The 19805-nt window shown below is 75.3% G+C and carries 3 protein-coding genes; all 3 read right to left on the minus strand.

The window, feature by feature from the left end; genetic code table 11:
• Positions 1-47 precede the first annotated feature (47 nt).
• The 3 genes from BG90_RS15050 to BG90_RS31115 are packed head-to-tail and all read right to left on the minus strand — an operon-like array spanning position 48 to position 19805.
• Complete coding sequence (locus tag BG90_RS15050) at positions 48-818, minus strand: SDR family NAD(P)-dependent oxidoreductase (RefSeq protein ID WP_010121584.1); 771 nt, start codon at positions 816-818, stop codon at positions 48-50.
• Positions 808-11985 carry a non-ribosomal peptide synthetase gene (locus BG90_RS15055; RefSeq protein ID WP_052712368.1) on the minus strand — a complete coding sequence of 3726 codons (11178 nt, stop codon included), beginning with the start codon at positions 11983-11985 and terminating at the stop codon, positions 808-810. The genes BG90_RS15050 and BG90_RS15055 overlap by 11 nt, the downstream gene beginning before the upstream one ends.
• Positions 11982-19805: a non-ribosomal peptide synthetase gene (locus tag BG90_RS31115; RefSeq protein ID WP_052712369.1), complete on the minus strand. Its 7824-nt coding sequence runs from the start codon at positions 19803-19805 to the stop codon at positions 11982-11984. The genes BG90_RS15055 and BG90_RS31115 overlap by 4 nt, the downstream gene beginning before the upstream one ends.

The following is a 19805-nucleotide window of genomic DNA, read 5'->3' on the forward strand; positions in this document are numbered from 1 at the left end:
GTCGAAAAGATCCGGTATGCGAAGCGACGGGCGGGCGACGGCGGCGCTCATCCGAACGCGGCGCCGCCGTCGATGGCGAGCGTGCGGCCGACGTACGCGTCGCATTCGATGATGAAGCGCAGCCCGAGCCATATTTCATCGGTCGTCACCATCCGGCGAAGCGGCATCGCGGCGATCAACTGCTCGCGGGTCGCGGGGTCGAGCGCGGCGGCCATCGGCGTGTCGGTGAGGCCGGGCGCGAGCCCCGCGACGCGCACGCGATGCTCGGCGAGCTCGATCGCCCACGTGCGGGTCAGCGCGTCGAGACCGGCCTTCGCGGCCGCGTAGTTCGACTGGCCCGCGTTGCCGGCGCTGCTGACCGACGAGATGTTGACGATGAGGCCGTCGCGCCGCGCGCCGGCCTCGAGCCGCGCGGCCACGAACTCGCGCGCGAGCAGGAACGGCCCCGTCAGGTTGATGCCGATCACGCCGCCCCATTGCGCGGTCGGCAGCTTGCGCGCGTAGCCGCTTGCGTCGAGCGTCGCGAGCCGGCCGTCGCGCAGCACGCCCGCGTTGTTGACGAGCACGTCGGGCAGCGCGTCGTCTTCGACGAGCTCGGCCATCGCGGCCGCGACCGCGCGCTCCTGGCTCACGTCGACCGCCATCGCGCGTAGCCGCGCGGGCGCGTCGAGCGCGTCGGCGAGCGCGCGCAGGCCCGCCGCATGGTGGTCGAAGCCGATCACCCGCGCCGCGCCCGCCGCCAGCAGCGCCTCGCACAAGCGTTTGCCGATGCCGCTCGCCGCGCCCGTCACGAGCGCCGTCGCTCCTTCAATTCGCATCGCCGATCTCCTCGTTGACGACGGCGGAACCGGATTGCTTCGCCGCGTGCGCGTGCCGCAGCGCGTCGCGCTCGGCGGGCGTCATGTCGCGCAGCCTCGACCACGCGGCCGCGATCCTCGCCGCCGCGCCCGGCGACGCTTCGTGGCGCTCGATCAGCGCGGCCATGCCGGCCGGCGTGCGGCTCGCGAGCATGTCGCCGAGCGGCGGCTCGATGCCGAACAGCCGGATCACGCGCGCGTGGATCTGCGTGAGCAGCAGCGAGTTGCCGCCCAGTTGGAAGAAATCGCTGTCGGGCGCGATCGACCGGTCGTCGAACACGCGCCGCCACAGCGCGCACACGGCTTCTTCGAGCGCGTTCGCGGAGGCGCGCGGCGGCGCGGCGGCGAGCGGCCGCGCGGGCGGCGCCGCGAGCGCGCGGCGGTCGAGCTTGCCGTTCGCGGTGCGCGGCAGCGCGTCGTGCAGCGCGAACATCTGCGGGACCATGTAGGCGGGCAGCCGGCGCGCGAGCGCGTCGCGCAGCGGCGCGTCGTCGAACGGCCGCGCCGGGTCGCGCAGCACGAGGTGCGCCTCGATGCCCCAAGCGCGTCCGTCGAGCCCGCGCCGGACCGACGCGGCCGCGTCCGCGACGTGATCGAGCGCGCGCAGATGCGTCTCGATGTCGCCGAGCTCGATCCGAAAGCCGTTGATCTTCACCTGGTCGTCCGCGCGGCCGAGCAGCGTCAGCGTGCCGTCGTCGTGGCGCACCGCGAGGTCGCCCGTCGCGTATGCGCGCGCGCCCGGCTCGGCCGAGAACGGGTCGGGGCGGAAGCTGCGCGCGGTGCGCCCCGGCTGGCGCGCATAGCCGCGCGCGAGGCCCGCGCCCGCGATCATCAGCTCGCCGACGACGCCCGTCGGCGTTTCATGGCCGTCCGCGTCGACGACGTGAAGGCGCGTCGCATCGAGCGCGCCGCCGATCCGCCCGGCGACGGCCGCGTCGACGACGGGCTGCGCGGCCGACCAGATCGTCGTCTCGGTCGGGCCGTACACGTTCAGCAGCGCGACGCCGCGCGCGACGAGCGCGTCGGCGAGATCCTGCGGCAGCGCCTCGCCGCCGCACCACGCGCGAAAGCCCGGCTGCGGCCGCCAGTCGGCCGACAGCAGGAGCCGCCACGTGAGCGGCGTCGCCTGCAGCACGTTCACGCGATGACGCGCGATCTCCTGCGCGAGCGCGACGCCGTTCGCGGCCGTCTCGGCGGACGCGATCACGAGCGGCGCGCCCGTCACGAGCGGCAGGAAGAGCTCGAGCGCCGCGATGTCGAACGAGACCGTCGTGACGCTCATCAGCACGTCACCGGCCGCGAGCGGGAAGCGCGCGGCGAAGCTGCGCAGCAGATTGACGAGGCCGCCGTGGCGCACGTCGACGCCTTTCGGGCGGCCCGTGCTGCCGGACGTGAAGATCGTGTACGCAAGCGCGTCCGGATGCGCGCGCCGCGCACGGGCGAGCGCCGCTTTCGCCGCGGTCAGCGCGGCTTGCGCATCTTCGGCGTCGCGCGCGCCGTCCGGATCGCGCGCATCGAAGCGGGCCGGCGCGACGATCGGCACGCCCGCGCGGCCGATGTCGCTGCCCGGCTGCGCGACGATCGCGACAGGCGCGGCGTCGGCGAGCATCAGGTCGCGGCGCTCGGCCGGCAGCAGCGGATCGATCGGCACGTACGCGGCGCCCGCGAGCAGCACGCCGACGAGCGACGCGAGCAAATCGACGCCGCGCGGCAGGCAGACGGCGACCGTCGAGCCGGGCGCCGCGCCCGCCGCCGCCAGCCGCTCGGCGAGCTGACCCGCTTGCGCGAACAGCGCGGCGCGAGCGATCGCCCGGTCCGGCCCGCGGATCGCGCTTGCCGGCGCGGCGTCGAGCGCTCGGCCGAACAGGTCGATCAGCGCGTCGTCGCCGGCGCGCGGCGCGGCTTGCCGCGGTGGGGAGGCCGGCGCGCGCGACGCGAGCGCGCCGATCGTGCAAGCGCGTCCGGATGCGATGCCCGAGACGAGCTCGACGAGCGCATCGAGCAGATGGCCCATGCGCGCGGCGGGCAGCCGCGACGCGTCGTGCACCGCGTCGATGACGAGGCCGTCGGCGTTCGGCTTCACGTAGAGCATCAGCGGATAGTTCGACGCTTCGTTCGCGTCGATCGCGCCGATCCGCAGACCGCGTTCGTGCGCGCCCGCGCGCCGGTCGACCGGATAGTTTTCGTAGACGAACACGCTGTCGAAGAGCGGCTGCTGCGCGCTCGCGCCGCTCCAGCGCTGGATGTCGACGAGGCTGCAATGCGCGTATCGGCCGACCGCCGACTGCGCGGCGAACAGCTTGCGCAGGAACGCGCCGACGGACAGCGCCGGCCGGCAGTCGACGCGCACGGGCAGCGTCGAGATCAGCGCGCCGACCATGCGTTCGATGTCGGCGACGTCCACGTCGCGGCCGGCGAAGGTGACGCCGAACGTGACGTCGCGCGTGCGCGCGATCCGCGACAGCAGCAGTGCGTACGCGCCTTCGATCACGGTGTTGAGCGTCACGCGCTCGCGCGCGGCGACGGCGTTCAGCGCGGCCGTCAGCCCGGGCGGCAGCCGGCGGCGCAGCGTGTTGGGCGGCGCCGCATGCGCGGCCGTCGCGACCGTCGCGGCGACGGGCGCGAGGCCCAGGTCGAGCGGCGCGTGATGCGCGCCGAGCGTCGCGCGCCAGAATGCTTCGGCATCGCGCAAGTCGTGCGCCGCATGCCGGCGCGCGGCGACGAAGCGGCCGTACGACGGCGCGGCCGGCAGCTCGGGCGCGCGCGCGGCGGCGAACGCCGCATAGCAGTGCGCGACTTCGCCGAGCAGGATCGCCATCGACCAGCCGTCGAGCAGCGCGTGATGATGGGTCCACACGAGACGCCACGGCGCGCCGCCGCGGCGCAGCAGCGTGATGCGCATCAGCGGCGGCCGCGCGAGGTCGAGGCCGCGCGCGCGGTCCTTGGCGAGGAACGCGGCGAGCGCGCGCTCGGGATCGTCGTGCGCGCCGATCTCGCGCGTATCGAGTGCGAGCGGCTGCGGCGCGTGCACGCGCTGCACCGGCTCGTCGAGGCCGCGCCACGCGAAGCTCGCCCGCAGCGCGTCGTGCCGCGCATACACGTGCGACCACGCCCGTTCGAGCAGCGCCGCGTCGCATTCGCCTTCGATCTCCGCGACGATCTGCTCGAGATAGACGCCCGCCGACGCGTCGGCGGCGCGCGCGTGATACAGCATGCCCTGTTGCGTCGGCGTCAGGCTCCACACGTCGGTGACGCTCGGCTCGGCGTCGAGCAGCGCCGGCAGCGCGTCGGCCGCGACCCGCGCGAGCGGGAAGTCGCTCGGCACCGCGGCGAGCCGTGCGTCGCTCGCCGCGAGGAGCGCATGCAGCTCGTCCTGCGCGCGCGCGGCCATCTCTCGCACCCGCGCTTCGTCGAAGGTCCGCGCGTCGTAGTTCCAGCGCACGACGAGCCGGCCGTTCGCGACGAACGACACGATGTCGAGCGCGAAGCCGCGGTCGTTGCCGGCGGCGGCGCTCGGGCCGCAGTCGTCGTCGGCGAGCCGCACGGGCGACGCGGCGGGCAGCGCGCCGTCCGTCTGGCCGAGATAGTTGAAGCAGACGTCGGGCAGCGTGGCCCGCGCAAGCGTGTCGTCGGGCCGCGCGCCGTGGCGCAGCCGCCCGTAGCCGCGGCCGTGCGCCGGCACGGCCCGCAGCGCATGCTTCACCGCGCGCAGCCGCGCGAGCGGCGACGCCGCGTCGAGCCGTTCGACGGCGAGCGGGTAGAGCGTCGTGAACCAGCCGACCGCGCGCACGAGCGTCGCGTCGGCGTCGTCGCCGTCGCCGCGGCCGTGGTGCTCGATCGTCACGCCGACGCTGTCCGCGCGCGCCGCTTCGGCGAGCGCCGTCGCGAGCGCGGCGAGCAGGAGCTCCTGCGCGCTCGCGTGCAGGCGCGCCGCGCCGTCCCGCAGCACGCGGGTCGTCGCGTCGGCGTCGAGTGCGAGCTCGAGCGTGCGCAGATCCGCGTAGCGCGCCGCATGCGCGCGCCGCGTGGCGGGCGCCGCGCCCCGGCACGCGAGGGCGGCGCGCGGCGCGGCGTCGAGCCAGTAGCCGCGCTCGGCGTCGTCGACGTCGAGCGCGGCCTGCGCGCGCGCCCAGTCGACGAAGCCGGACGGCGACGCGGCGACGGGCCGCGCGTTCAGCGCGTCGTGCAGGTCGCTCGTCAGCACGCGCCACGACACGCCGTCGACGATCAGGTGGTGCATCACGAGCAGCAGCCGCGCCGAGCCGTCCGCGAAGCCGTGCACGTGAAGGGCGCGAAAGAGCGGCGGCGCGGCGAGGTCGAGGCCGCGCTGCGCTTCGCCCGCGAGCGACGCGAGCGCGCCGGCGGCGGCCGCGCGGTCTGACGGCACGCGCGCCGAGCGGAACCACGCGTGCGGCGGGGGCGCGTCGGCGAGCAGATCCTGCTCGACGCCGTCGTCGCCGATCCGGAAGCGCAGGCGGAACACGTCGTGCGCGGCGACGACGGCCGCGAGCGCGTCACGCACGGCATCCTCGCCGAGCGCGCCCGGCACGCGCAGCATCAGCGCCTGGTTCCAGTGCGCGGGCGTCGGCTGGCGCAGCGCGAAGAACCACGCCTGCGCGGGCGTGAGCGGCACGGGGCCCGGCTGCGCGGCGGCCCGCGCGTCGGGCGCGGCGCGCACCGCGACGCGCGCGAGCGCGGCGATCGTCGGATGCTCGAACAGGTCGCGCGGCGAGATCTGCCAGCCGCGCTGCCGGGCGCGCGCGCTCACTTGCAGGCTGACGATCGAGTCGCCGCCGAGCGCGAGGAAATCGTCATCGACGCCGATCTCCGCCTGTCCGGGCAACAGCTCGCGCCAGATCTCGGCGAGCATCCGCTCGACGGCCGTCGCGGGGGCGCGCGACGGCGGCGCGCCGTGCGCGGAATCGACGGACGGGAAGCCGCCGCGATCGGTCTTGCCGTTCGGCAAGCGCGGCCAGTCGGCGATTTCGCGGAACGCGCCCGGTATCAGCGACGCGGGCAGCAGCTCGCTCAGGAAGCGCCGGTAGTCGGGCGGCGCGGCGTCGCCGGACGCGGGCGTCGGCGCGTGCGGCTCGATCCACGCGACGAGGCGCACGCTGCCGTCCGGCAAGTCGCGCGGCAGTACCGCGCAGCGGCGCACGGCCGGATGCGTCGCGAGCAGGCTTTCGATCTCGCCGAGCTCGACTCGCCAGCCGCGCAGCTTCACCTGATGATCGCGGCGGCCGAGATAGTCGAGGCGGCCGTCGGGCAGGCGGCGCGCGAGGTCGCCCGTGCGGTAGAGGCGGCCGCCGTCGACGCCCGGCAGCGGGTCAGGGCGGAAGCGCCGCGCCGTTTCGCCGGGGCGGCCGTGATAGCCGCGCGCGAGTCCCGCGCCGCCGATCCAGATCTCGCCCGCGACGCCGGGCGGCGACGGCTGCATCCGGTCGTCGAGCACGAACAGGCGAACGTTGTCGATCGGCGCGCCGAGCGAGGGCGGCGCGGCGGGCGATGCAACGGCCGCCGCGGCCGGGGCGTGTGCGATGCGGGCGTCGCTCGCGCCGTCGTTCGCGTCGTTCGCATCGCTCGCATCGTTCGCGTCCGCCCGATCGACGACAACGCAGCTCGACGCGTCGATGGTCGTCTCGGCGGGGCCGTACAGGTTGATCAGCCGCGCGCGCAGCTTTTGCCGGAAGCGCTCGACCGTCGCGCCGCGCAGCGCCTCGCCGCCGACGAACACGCGCGTGACGCGCCCCATCCGCGCGAGCGCGGCCGGGGCGTCGAGCATCACGTCGAGCAGGCTCGGCACGAGTTGCACGACCGTCGCGCCGCTGCGCTCGATCGCGTCGGCGAGCGCGCCCACGTCGCGCGACGCGTCGGCCGGCGCGAGCGCGAGCGTCGCGCCGCTCGCGAGCGGCGCCCAGAATTCCCAGACCGACGCGTCGAAGCTCACGGGCGTCTTCTGCAGCACGACGTCCGCTGCGTCGAGCGGGAAGCGGCGCGCCATCCACCGCATGTGATTCGCGAGCGCGCCGCGCGAGACGGCGATCGGCTTCGGCCGCCCGGTCGAGCCCGACGTGAAGACGAGGTATGCGAGCGCGTCGTCCGGCACGTTGCGAACGATCGCCTCGACGCGCGGCGCGGCGTTGGCCGGCGCGCGGCAGTCGTCGATCAGGACGACGTCGCAATGGCAAGGCGGCAGTTGCGCGGCCGTCGCCGCGGTCGCGACGACGAGCGCAGGCCGCGCGTCGTCAAGCGTCGACTGCAGCCGCGCGAGCGGCAGCCCGGCGATGTCGAGCAGGCAATACGCGCCGCCCGACTTGAGCACCCCGACGAGCGCGATCGCGAGCCGCACGTCGCCTGGCGCGAGTGCGATCGCGACGATCGTGTCCGCGCCGACGCCGCGCTGCGCGAGGCGCGCGGCGAGCGCATCGGACGCGGCGTCGAGCGCGGCGAAGTCGAGGCGCTCGTCGACGCCGCGCACCGCGCAGCGCTGCGGATGCGCGCGCGCCGCCGCACGCACGCGCGCAAGCAGGTCGCCCGCGGGCACGTCGGCATGCGCGCCGCACGACGCGCGCAGCGCGGCGCCGTCCGCCGCGGCGAAGCGCTCGCAGGCGTCGTCCGGCCGTGCGGCGAAGCGCTCGGCCGCCTGCACGTAGCGATCGGCGAGCCAATCGATCTGCGCGTCGGAGAACGCGTCGCGATCGTACGACAGCGAGACCGTCACGCCGCGCGCGCCGTCGTTGTCGCGCGTGACCGCGAACGTCGTCGCGCACGGAATCTCGAGCGCCTCGTGGCGGCGGGCCTCGACGACGGTCAGCGCGCCGTCGCGCCGCAGCGCGTCGTATGCGTGGAAGTCGACGAAATTGAACGACGTGTCGAACCATGCCGCGCGATCGCCGGCGGCGCGCAGGCTCGCCATCGCGGCCATCGGATAGCGGCGATGCGGGAACAGATCCGCCTCGGCGGCGGCCGCCGCGCGCGCGAGATCGGCCCAGCTGCGCGCGTCGACGCGCAGCCGCAGCGGCAGCGTGTTGAGGAACAGCCCGACCATCGCCGCGCCGTCGGACGCGGCCGGGCGGCCGTTCGACACGAGCCCCGTCACGACGTCGCGCGCGCCGCACGCGAGCGACAGCACCTGCAGATGGATCGCGAGCAGCAGCGACTTGAGCGGCAGCCCGCTCTGTTCCGCGTGCGCGCGCAGCGCGGCCGCGGTCGCCGCGGGCAGCGCGCGCTCGCGCCGGCCGGCGCGCGGCGTGCGGTCGTCGCGCGCCGCGCGCGGCCAGCGCGGCAGCGCGCTCGACGGCGCGTCGGCGAGCCGCTGCGCCCAGAAGCGCTGCGTATCGGCGTTCGCGGCCGCTTCGCGCTCGAGCCTCACGAATTCGCGATACGGCGTGGCCGGCGCGGCGATCGCCCCGCCGCCGACGAGCGTCGCGAAATCGGCGAGCAGCCGCGCGACGCTCCAGCCGTCGAGGATCGCGTGATGGAAGGCGATGCCGATCTGCCATTCGTCGCGATCGAGCGCCTGCAGCACGATCCGCAGCAGCGACGGCCGCCGCGGGTCGCACCGCTCGGCGCGCAGGCGCGCGAGCAAGTCCGTGAAGCGTCGCTCGCGCTCGAGCGGATCGAGCGCGGTCAGGTCCTCGACGCTCGCCTGCGGCGTCGCCCGCGCATGCACGAGCTGCAGCGGACGGTCGACGCCGTCGAGCAGGAAGCTCGTGCGCAGCGCCGGATGCGCGGCCGCGAGCGCGTCGAGCGCGGCGGGCAGGCGTGCGACGTCGATGCGCGCGCGGACGTGAAAGCACATCGCGTCGTAGTACAGGCCGCGCTCGTCGCCCGATTCGGCGTGGTGCAGCATGCCCGCCTGCAAGCGGGCGAGCGGGTACGCATCGTCGACGTCCGCGGGCAGGCGCCGGCGCTCGTCGTCGGTGATCAGCGCGAACGCGGCGGCGGGCCGCGCATCGTCGCGCGGCGCGTGCCCGGGCCGGCCGCCGTGCGGCTTCGCGGCGAGCAGCGCCTCGATCGTCCGGTGCCTGAACAGATCCGCGATGTCGACGTCGAAGCCGCGCTCGCGCGCGAGACCCGCCACGCGGATGCTGCGGATCGAGTCGCCGCCGAGCGCGAAGTAGTCGTCGCGCACGCCGACCACGTCGACGCCGAGCGCTTCGCGCCAGATGGCGGCGAGCGCCTCCTCGTCGGCGTTGCGCGGCGGCACGGGCGCATCGGCCGCGCGCGCCGGCGCGGGCAGCGCGCGCCGGTCGAGCTTGCCGTTCGACGTCAGCTCGAACGCGCGCGTCGCGATCAGGAACGACGGCACTTCGTGCGCCGGCAGCCGCGCTTCGAGATGCCGGCGCAGCGCGTCGGCGTCGACGGCGGCGCCGGGTTTCGCGATGAACCACGCGCACAGGCGCGCGTCGGCATCGCGCCGCTCGGCCGCGACGAACGCGTCCGCGATCTCCGGATGCGCGAGGAGCGCCGCGCGGACTTCGTTCGGCTCGATCCGGTGGCCGCGGATCTTGAGCGCGTCGTCGCTGCGGCCGACGAACACGAGCTCGCCGTTCGCGTCGCGCCGCGCGAGGTCGCCCGAATGGTAGACGCGCGCCGCGCCGTCGCCCGTGAAGCGCTGCGCGGTGAGGTCGGGGCGGTTCAGGTAGCCGGTCGCGACGCCCGCGCCGCCGATCAGGAGCTCGCCCGTCGCGCCGTCCGGGACGTCGTGCCCGTACGCGTCGACGACGCGGATCGACAGGTCCGAAAGCGGCTCGCCGATCGGCGACGCGTCGGTCGCGACGTCGCGCTCGCGCATCCGTCGCAGCGTCGCGTGCACGGTGATCTCGGTGATGCCGTACATGTTGGTCAGGCGCGGCGCCGCGTCGCCGTGCCGCGCGATCCAGCCGGCGAGGTCGCGCGGGTGGAGCGCCTCGCCGCCGAACACGACGTGCCGCAGCGCGAGCGCCGGCCGACGCCGCGCGTCGGCCTCGTCGAGCATCCGGAACGACGACGGCGTCTGGCTCAGCATCGTCACGCGCTCGTCGGCGACGAGCGCGAGGAGCGCATCCGGATCGCGCGCGGCGTCCCGCGACGCGATCACGACGCGCCCGCCGTGCAGCAGCGCGCCCCACAGCTCCCACACCGAGAAGTCGAATGCGAACGAGTGCGTGCAGCTCCACGTGTCGGCGGGGCCGAAGCCGAAGGGCTCGCGCGTCGCGGCGAACAGGCGGCTCACGTTGTCGTGGCTCACGAGCACGCCCTTCGGCGCGCCGGTCGAGCCCGACGTATAGATCACGTACGCCGGCTGATCGCGCTCGACGGGCTCGAACGCGGCGCCGGCGGCGCAGGGCCGGCCGAAGGCGTCGTCGATCGGCAGCGCGTCGCAGCCCTGCGGCGCGCGCGCCGCCGTCGAGCGCACCGTGAGCAGATGACGCGCGCCGCTGTCGCGGACGATGTACGCGAGCCGTTCGTCCGGATGCGTGCTGTCGAGCGGCACGTAGCAGCCGCCCGCGAGCAGCACGCCGAGCATCGCGGCGACTTGCGCGGCGTCGCGTTCGAGCAGCAGCGCGACGCGATCGCCGCGCGCAAGCCCCGCGTCGCGCAGCCGCGCGGCGATCGCGCGGGCCGCGTCGGCGAGCTGCGCGTATGAAGCGTGGCCGCCCGGATGCGTGACGGCGATGCGTTCGCCCGCGCCGGCGGCGACGGCGAGGAATTGCTGCGCGAGGCCGGGCGCGCGCGCGGCGGGCAAGCGCGCCGGCGGCGCCGCTGCCGCCGCCGCGTGCGCTGCGGCGCTCGCCGGCCGCAGGCCGATGTCGCGCAGCTCGGCCGACGCGTGCTCGACGAAGGTCCGCGCGACGTGAAGCAACGCGGCGAGCACGCCGTGCGCGGCGTGCGCGTCGATGCGCGCTTCGTCGAAGCCGAGCTTGACGGCGATCTGCCGGGGCCCCGGCGCAAAGCTCAGCGTGAGCGGCAGATGCGTATGCTCTTCCTGCCGCACGTCCGAGATCCGGAAGCCGACGCCGGCTGTCTCGAGCGCGTCCTGCAACGGAAAGTTGTCGACCGCGACGAGGCATTCGAAGAGCGGCCGGTCCGATGCGACGCCCGCTGCGTCGCGCACGTCGGGCAGCGCGCAGTGCGCGAGCCGCTGCAGGCCGTGCTGGCCGCGCTGCACGTCGCCGAGCCAGTCGGCGACGCCGCGCGCGCCCGGCACGCCGATCCGGAACGGCGCAGTGTTCGCGAGGAGCCCGACCATCTGCTCGATGCCGTCGACGGGCGCCGTGCGGCCCGACAGCACGAGACCGAACACGGCTTCGTCGGCGCGGGAGAGCCGGCTCAGCACCAGCGCGCATGCGCCGATCAGCACGGTGCCGACCGAGACGCGCGCGGTTGCCGCGAGCCGTGCGATGTCCGCGGCGGGAAGCGCGGCGCGCAACGCGCGCATGCGCTTGCCGTCTTCGCCCGGGCGGGCCGGGCGGTCGATTCCGAGCGGCATCGGCAGGTTCGCGCCGTCGAGCAGCATGCGCCACGCGGCGACGTCGCGCGCGCGATCCTGCGCGCCGAGCCAGTCGACGTAATCGGCGAAGCGGGCGGGCGGCCGCGGCGCGTGTGCCGGATTCGCGTAGAGCGCGAGAAAATCCTTCAGCAGCAGCGGGAGCGACCAGCCGTCGATGATCACGTGATGGTGCGTCCAGACGAGCGTCCAGCGCACGTCCGTTTCGCGGATCAGCGCGACGCGCATCAGCGGCGGGCGGTTCAGCCGAAAGCCCTGCCCGCGCTGCGCGTCGAGGAAGCGTTCGAGCGCGTCGGCGCGCGCGTCGGCCGCGCGTGCGCGCCAGTCCTCGACGGTAAGCGGCACCGTCGCGTCGGCGAACACGACCTGCCGCGGCTCCGACTGCCCGCGCGTGACGAACGCGCTGCGCAGCGTCTCGTGGCGGCGTACGAGCGCGGCGAGCGCGCGGCGGAAGCGCTCGGGATCGACGTCGCCGTCGAGCCGGCAGACGATCTGCTCGAAATAGGCCGGGCTGTCGGGCGCCGCCAACGCGTGAAACAGCATCCCGCGTTGCAGCGGCGACAGTCCGATGATGCGCTCCACGACAGGAGCGGTTCGCGACTCGGGGATCGCGGGGCTGATCTGCGCTTGGCTCATTCGGTATCCGTAATGTCGAGAATCAGGGCGTCGAGTTCGGCGGGCTTCAGATGCTCGCCGCCCGGCAGCGGGTGCAGATGCCGTTGCGACGGGGCGGGCGATGCGTCGAGCCGCGCGCTCAGATGCGCGCACAGCGCGCGGATCGCTTCGTCCGTCAGCGCGGCGAGCCGGGCGATGTCGGGCGGCTCGGCGGCATCGCGCGGCTCGCCGCTGTACGCGAAGCGGATCGACAGCTCGCCCGCGGCGATCGCGGCGTCGATCGCGAGCGGATGCGCGACGGTGTCGTCGGGGGCGCGGCCGTCGGGCAGGCCGCCCGCCGCGACGCGCGCGCCGAGCTCGGGCAGCGCGCCGGCGTCGCCGTCGGCGGCCGCGCCGAGGTAGTTCCAGCTGACGGCGCGCGGGGGCGCGTCGACGAGCGCGTCGGCGCCTTCGTGCCGCGTCAGCACGCCGAAGCCGACGCCCCCGTCCGGCACCGCGCGCAGCAGCGTTTTCGCGCGCGATATCGCGGCGTCCCAGTCGTCGTCGGATTCGATGCGCAGCGGATACACGCAGGTGAACCAGCCGACCGTCCGCGACAGGTCCGCGTCGACGCCCGGAGGCGCGTGGCGTCCATGGCCTTCGACGTCGAGCCGCAGCGCCGCGCCGCGCGTCCAGCGCGCCCATGCGCGGGCGAGCGCGGCGAGCAGCAGCTCTGGCGCGCGGGTGTCGTGCACGCGGTTCAGCGAGCCGTTCAGCCGCGCGGTGAGCGCGGCGTCGAAGCCGATCCGCACGACGTCGAGCGCGCCGACGCGGCCCGGCGAGCCGAGCGCGCGGCCCGCGTCGCGCGCGTCCGCGGCGAGCATCGATTCCCAGAACGCGCGCTCGGGCTCGCGTGCGTGCGCCGTCGCGAGCAGCGCTTCGCTCCAGCGGCGGTAGCTCGTCGAGCGGGGCGCGGCGGGCATCGGCTCGCCGCGTCGCGCCGCGCCGTAGCACGTGTCGAGATCCGCCAGCAGGATGCGCCACGACGCGACGTCCATCACGAGGTGATGCGCGACGAGAATCAGCTCCGGCGCGCCGCTCGGTCCGTGCGGCGCATAGGACGCCCGCGCGACCGGCCCGCGCACCGGATCGAGCGCCGCCTGCTGCGCGGCGGCATGCGCGTCGAGCGCGGCCTCGTCGAGCAGCGCGCCGGACGCGATCGCGAGCGGCAGCAGCGGCGCGCCGTCGCGCGGCGCGTAGCGTTGGCGCCAGCCGCGCGGCCCGCGCTCGACGCGCAGGCGCAACGCGTCGTGACGCTGCGACAGCGTCGCGAGCGCGCGGGCGAGCGCGTCGGGATCGAGCGGCGCCGCGAGCGTGAGGCGCACGTCGATCGTGAAGCGCCGCGGCGCGTCGCCGCCGCGCTCGAGGAACCATCGCTGGATCGGCGCGAGCGGGACGTCGGCCGATTCGGGCTCGGCCTCGTGAGCGAGCGTTCGCGCGTCGGTCGCGAGCCGCTCGCGGCAGGTCCGGGCGATCGCGCGCGGCGTGCGCAGTTCGAGCACTTCGCCGGCGCCGATCTTGACGCCGTGCCGCAGCATCGTCGCGCTCACCTGCAACGCGAGGATCGAGTCGCCGCCGAGCGCGAAATAGTCGTCGTCGACGCGCGCGTCGGGCGCGCCGAGCACGTGCCGGAACGCGTCGCGGACCCATGTTTCGACGTCGTCGCGCGGCGCGTCGGCAACCGTGTCCGCGTCCGCGTCCGCGCGCGGCGCGTGCGCGTCGCGCAGCGCCGCGCGATCGATCTTGCCCGACGACGTGAGCGGCCAGGCCGGCACGCCGACGAAGCGCGCGGGCACCTCGTGCGGCGCGAGCTCGCGCGCCGCGTGCGCGCGGAGCGTGTCGACGTCGAGCGCGCCGGCGTGCGGGATCACGAACGCGGTCAGTTCCGGACGACGCCGATGCTCGGTCACGTCGACGAGCGCGTCGCGCACCGACGGATGCCGCAGCAGCACGCCGGCGATGCCGTCCGGATCGATCCGGTAGCCGCGCAGCTTCACGTGGCCGCCCGCGCGGCCGAGGTAGCGGATCGAGCCGTCGGCGAGCGCGACGCCGCGATCGCCCGTCCGATAGAGGCGCGCGCCCGGCTCGGCCGACGTCGGGTCGGGCACGAAGCTCGCCGCGGTGAGGCCGGGGCGGCCGAGATAGCCGCGCGCGAGCGCGGGCCCGCCGACGCAGATCTCGCCCGCGACGCCGACGGGCGCCGCGCCGAGCCAGTCGTCGAGCACGATCGTGCGTGCGCCGTCGATGCCCGCGCCGATCGGCGGCAGCGGCTCGCGCGCATCGCAGACGTGCATGCTCGCGCAGACGGTCGCCTCGCTCGGCCCGTACGCGTTGACGACGCGCCGGCTGCGCGCCCAGCGCGCGAGCAGGCCGGCGGGCGCGGCTTCGCCGGCGGCGACGATCGTCTTCACGCCGGCGAGATCCGCGTCGTCGAGTACTGCGAGGAGCGACGGCGGCAGCGTCGCGTGCGTGACGCCGCCCGAGCGGGCCGCTTCGATCAGCGCGGTCGACGTGTCGCTCTGCTTCGCGCCCTCGGGCGGCAGCGCGAGCGCGGCGCCGCTCGACAGTGCGGTGAAGATCTCGGCGACCGACGCATCGAACGTCAGCGGCGGAAACAGGAAAACGCGGCTCGTCGCGTCGACCGCGAAGCCCGTGCGCATCGCGCGGCACATGTTCGCGATGCCCGCGTGCGTGACGCCGACGCCTTTGGGCTCACCAGTCGAGCCCGACGTATAGATCACGTATGCGAGGCTCGAAGGCGGCTGTGCGCGGCCGGGCGCAGCTTGCGTCGGCGCGCCGGCGCCGGCGTTCGCGTTCGCGTCGAACTCGAGTTCGAGCAAATCGGCGAGGCGAAGCGCGACGACATCGCCGGCATCGATCGGCGTCAGGCCGGCCGGACCGATCACGAAGCGCGCGCCGGCGTCGCGCAGCATGTAGCCCGAGCGCGCGGGCGGGTAGGCCGGGTCGAGCGGCAGGTACGCGGCGCCCGCTTTCAGGATGCCGAGAAGCGCCGCGATCGCGTCGGCGCCGCGCGGCAGCATCATGCCGACGATCGCCTCCGGTCCGACGCCGCGCCGGCGCAGTTGCGCGGCGATCGCGCCGGCGCGGCGCGCGAGCGCCGCATAGGTCAGCGTGCCCTCCGGCGCAATCAGCGCGGGCGCATGCGGGTAGCGCGCGGCGGCGCGTTCGAACAGCGTGTGCGCGAGCGGTGGCGCATCGTCGTCGCTCGACGGATCGGCAACCGGCGCGGCAACCGGCGCGCTCGCGGATCGGGAGCCGGATGCGAACGTGAATGCGAATGCCGGCCGCGCGCGGGCGGCCGCGAGACGCCCGCCGTCGTCGCCGACCGTCGCGAGCGTCGCGTCGGGCGTCGCCGCGAACCGTTCGAGCAGCCGCGCGAGGCGCTCGACGAGCGCCGCCGCGTGCGCATCCGGATAGCGGTTCGCGTCGTATTCGAGCCGCAGCGCGAAGCGCTCGCCGGGAATGACCGCGAGCGTGACCGGATAGTTCGTGTGCTCGTGATAGTCGGGCCGCGCGAACGCGAGACCGCTCGGCGCGGCGAAGTCGCCTTCGACAGGGTAGTTCTCGAACACGACGAGCGTGTCGAACAAGTCGTTCGTGCCGGCGTCGGCCGCGCGCAGGATGTCGGACAGCCGTTCGTGCTCGCTCGCGTGCAGCTCGGCGAGCCCCTGCCGCACGCGCGCGAGCAGCGCGCGGACGGTCTGCGCGGGCGCGAGCGTCACGCGCAGCGGCAGCGTGTTGATGAAGAGGCCGATCATCGCGTCGGCGCCCGGCGCGCCGCTCGAGCGGCCCGACAGCGTGACGCCGAACGCGACGTCGGCGCCGACGCCGCTGCGCGCGAGCAGCAGCGCCCAGGCCGCGTCGAACACGGCGCTCGCGGTGACGTCCGCGTCGCGCGCGAGCCGCTCGATCGCGTCGCTCGTCGCTCGGTCGAGCGCGATCTCGCGTCGCGCGTGACGCGCGGGGCCGCGCGCGGGCGCGGCGAGACGCGCCGGCTGCAGGCGGGCCAGGCGCTGCCGCCAGGCGTCGCGCGTCGCGTCGGGCGCGCGCAGCGCGAGCCACGCGAGGTGGTCGGCGAACGGACGCGGCGCGGGCAGCGCGGCTTCGCGGCCCGCGTAGATCGCGATCAACTCGCGGAAGAAGACGGGAATCGACCAGCCGTCGAGCAGGATGTGATGGAAGCTCCACAGCCAGCGATGACGCCGCGGCCCGAGCGTCGCGATCGCGAGCCGCATCAGCGGCGGGCGTGACAGGTCGAACGGCCGTGCGGCGTCGTCGCGCAGCCATCGTGCGAGCAGCGCGTCCTGATCGCCGGGCGCGGCCGCCGCGGACCAGTCGAGCCACGCGACGGGCAACGTCGGCCGCGCATCGACGAACTGGATCGGGCGGCCGTCCGCGCGCGCGATGAAGCCCGCGCGCAGCGCGTCGTGCCGCTCGAGCATCGTTTGCCACGCGGCCGCGAAGCGACGCGGGTCGAGAGGGCCGTCGACGACCGCGGTGAGCTGCTCGTGAAACGCCGACGATGCGCGATGCGCGTTCGCCTCGAACAGCATGCCTTCCTGCAGCGGCGTGAGGCTGCAGAGCGTCGCGGCATCGGCGACGCGGGGCGCCAGTTCGTCCAGCTCGCGCTGCGTGACGCGCGCGAGCGGATGGTCGGCCGCGAGCCGCGGTGCGCGCGCGATCGCGTCGAGCAGCGCCGCGAGCTGCTCGATCCAGCGCTGCGCCGCGTCGCGGACGAGCTGTGGATCGAGCACCTTCGGCGAGTAGCGCCAGTCCATCCGCAGTTCGCCGTCGATGACGCTCGCGACGACATCGAGCGTGAAGCTGCGGCGATTCGCGGCGGCGCGCTCGCCGACGATCAGGTCCGGGCGCAGCGCGAACGCGCCGCCCGCCGGGCGGGCGACGACGCCGAGGAAATTGAAGCTGATCTCCGGCAGCCCGGCCGCGTCGAGCCGCCGGCGGACGTCGGGCGACGCGCCGAGCCAGCGCGCGAGGCCGTACTCGTGCCGGCGCGGCGCGAGCGCGGCGAGCGCATGCGCGGCGCGGGCGACGAGATCGAGCGGCGCGCCGCGCAGGCAGTCGTCGACGACGATCGGGCTGAGCGCGGTGAACCAGCCGACGAGCGACGACACGTCGACGCCGTGCTCGCCGTCCCGGCCGTGATGCTCGAGCGTGAGCGCGACGCGCTCGCTCGCGAGCGCGGGCGCGAGCGCCGCGCACAGCGATGCGAGCAGGATCGCCTGCGTGCGCGAACGGCGGCCGGCCGGCGCGGTGTCCAGCAGGCGCGCCGTCTGCTGCGGCGGCAGACGGCGGGTTTCGACGAGCGTATCCGCTTCGAGCCCGGGCGCGGTCGCGTCCGGGCGCGTCGGCAAGGCCGGGAAGCCGCGCGCGGCGAGCGCGAGCCACGGCGCCGGATCGGCCGCCAGCGCCGCCGTGCGCGCCGCACGATGCCAGTCGGCGAGCGATGCGGCTGCGGCGGGCGGCGCCGCGTCGCCGGCGAGCGACGCGGCGAGCTGGTGCAGCAGCACCGACCACGAGAACGCATCGACGGCGACGTGATGGACGGCGAGCGCGAGCAGCGTCGGCGCGCCGTCGCGGGCGAGCAGCGCGGCGCGCGCGAGCGGGCCGCGACGCAGATCGAGCCTTGCGGCGAGCGACGCGATCGCGTCGCGTGCTTCGTCGTCGTGCTCGACCGTGCGGACGTCGAGCGGAAAGCGGTCGCGCCCGTCGTGCATATCGAGGGTGTCGATCATGTCGCGCCCGTCGGGCGAGCGGTCGTCGTCCGGCTCGAACACGACGCTCGCGCGGCCCGCGTCGAGCGTCACGCGCTGACGCAGCGCCGCGTGCTGCGCGGCCAACTCGCGCAACGCGCCGCGCAGCCGTTCGGGCGCGATCGCGTGCGTCGTTTCGAGCACGATCGTCTGCGCCCAGTGATCCGGCGCGTCGAGCGCGAGCCCGGCGAACCACGCAAGGATCGGCGTCGGCGGCAGCGCGTCGTGCGCGCGCGGCTCGCCGGCGGCGGGCGCGGCGGCGGGCGCGGCCTCGGCGCGCGGCTGCCGGTCGAGCTCGTCGGCGAGCGCGCGCAGGCTGAGGCCGCCGAGCATCTGGCCCGGCGTCAGCAGCAATCCTTTGCCGCGCGCTTCGACGATCGCGCGCAACGCGCTCAGGCTGTCGCCGCCGAGCGAGAAAAAGCTCTCGTCGCGACCCGGTTCGCGGCCGAGAATGCGAGCCCAGATGTCCGCAAGCGCGCGCTCGGTGGGCGTCGCGGGCGGCGTGCGGGCGACGTCGCCGTTGTCGCTGTCGCTGTCGCTGTCGTTGTCGTTGTCGTTGCCGTTGCCGTTGCCGCAGTCGTCCCCGCGCCTTGCCGCGGCGGGCCGCGACGACGGAGCGGCCGCGCGCGGCGAGCCGATCGCGGGCGGCGCCGCGAGCCTCGGCAGCGACAGGCGCGCGATCGGCATGCCCGGCTCTCGCAGCACGGCGTCGAGTAGATCGGCGAAGCTTGCGAGCCATTGATCGGCCGTCGGCGCATCGAGCACGTCGCTGCGATGCTCGAGCGCCGCGTGCAGCGCGTCCGCGCGCGGCTCGAGCATGAAGGTCAGGTCGAATTTCGCGGCGGCGGGGAATACCGGCACGACGTCGATCGTCGACGCGCCGAGTCGCGGCTCGCGAAGCGGCGCGCTCTGCAGCGCGAACATCGCGTGAAAGAGCGGCGTGTCGACGGCGTCGCGCGCGCGACGCCGCGCGACTTCGTCGAACGGCGCGCGCGAATGCGCGAACGCTTCGAGCGCGACGCCGCGGCAGCGCTCGAGCAACGTCGCGAAGCCGGGCTCGTTCGAAACGTCGACGTCGAGCACGAGCGTGTTCGCGAAAAAGCCGATCATCGGCTCGAACTCCGGCCGCGGCCGGTTCGCGACCGGCGTGCCGATCGCAAGCCGCGTCGCGCCGCTCGCGCGATGCAGCAGCGCGGCGAACGCGGCGAGCAGCACGACGAACGGCGTCGTGTCGGCTTCGCGCGCTGCCCGCGCCGCGCGCTCGGCGAGCGATGCGGGCAGCGCGCGTTGCGCCGTCCTTCCGCGCTCCGCGCGTCGCGCGCGGGCCGCGCGCTCGCACGCCGGTTCCTCGGCGCGGGCGCGCGCGAGCGCGAACGGAAGCGGCTCGATCGGCGCAAGCCGCTTCGCCCAGAAGTCGACGTCGGCCGTCAGCGCATCGCCGGCGTCTTCCTCCCACGCCGCGTAGTCGCCGTACTGGAGCGCCGGCTCGGCGGGCGCGCGCGCGGCGGCGCCCGTTTCGAACGCGTATTGCGCGTCGAGCTCGGCGACGATCCGGTCGAGCGACCAGCCGTCGCACGCGATGTGATGGAACACGAGCGACAGCACGTGCTCGTCCGGCGCGAGCTCGAAGAGCGCCGCGCGCAGCATCTGCGGACGGCGCAGGTCGAAGGGCGTCGCCGCTTCGTCGGCGAGCCGCGCGTGCAGCGCGTCGCTGGCGATCCGCGCGCGCTTGAGCTCGAACGAGGCCGTCGCGTGCACGAACTGCATCGGCCGGCCGTCGACCGCGCCGTAACTCGTGCGGAGGATCTCGTGCCGGCGCACGAGCGCATCGAGGCTGCGCGCGAGCGCGTCGGCGTCGAGCGCGCCGCCGATGCGCAGCGCGAGCGGTATCGCATACGCGGTCGAGTCCGGATCGAGCTCGGCCAGCATCCACACGCGCCGCTGCGCGCGCGATTGCGGAAAGACGAATACGTCTTGCGCGTCGATCGGATCGCGGTTCGTTTGCGTCAT

Origin of the sequence: Burkholderia oklahomensis C6786, assembly GCF_000959365.1 — a bacterium.
In the GTDB taxonomy this organism is placed as follows: Bacteria; Pseudomonadota; Gammaproteobacteria; order Burkholderiales; family Burkholderiaceae; genus Burkholderia; species Burkholderia oklahomensis.

Excerpts from the sequence above, each read along its gene's own strand:
- BG90_RS15050 (WP_010121584.1), bottom strand. The coding sequence starts at position 818 with ATGCGAATTGAAGGAGCGACGGCGCTCGTGACGGGCGCGGCGAGCGGC.
- BG90_RS15055 (WP_052712368.1), bottom strand. The coding sequence starts at position 11,985 with ATGAGCCAAGCGCAGATCAGCCCCGCGATCCCCGAGTCGCGAACCGCT.
- BG90_RS31115 (WP_052712369.1), bottom strand. The coding sequence starts at position 19,805 with ATGACGCAAACGAACCGCGATCCGATCGACGCGCAAGACGTATTCGTC.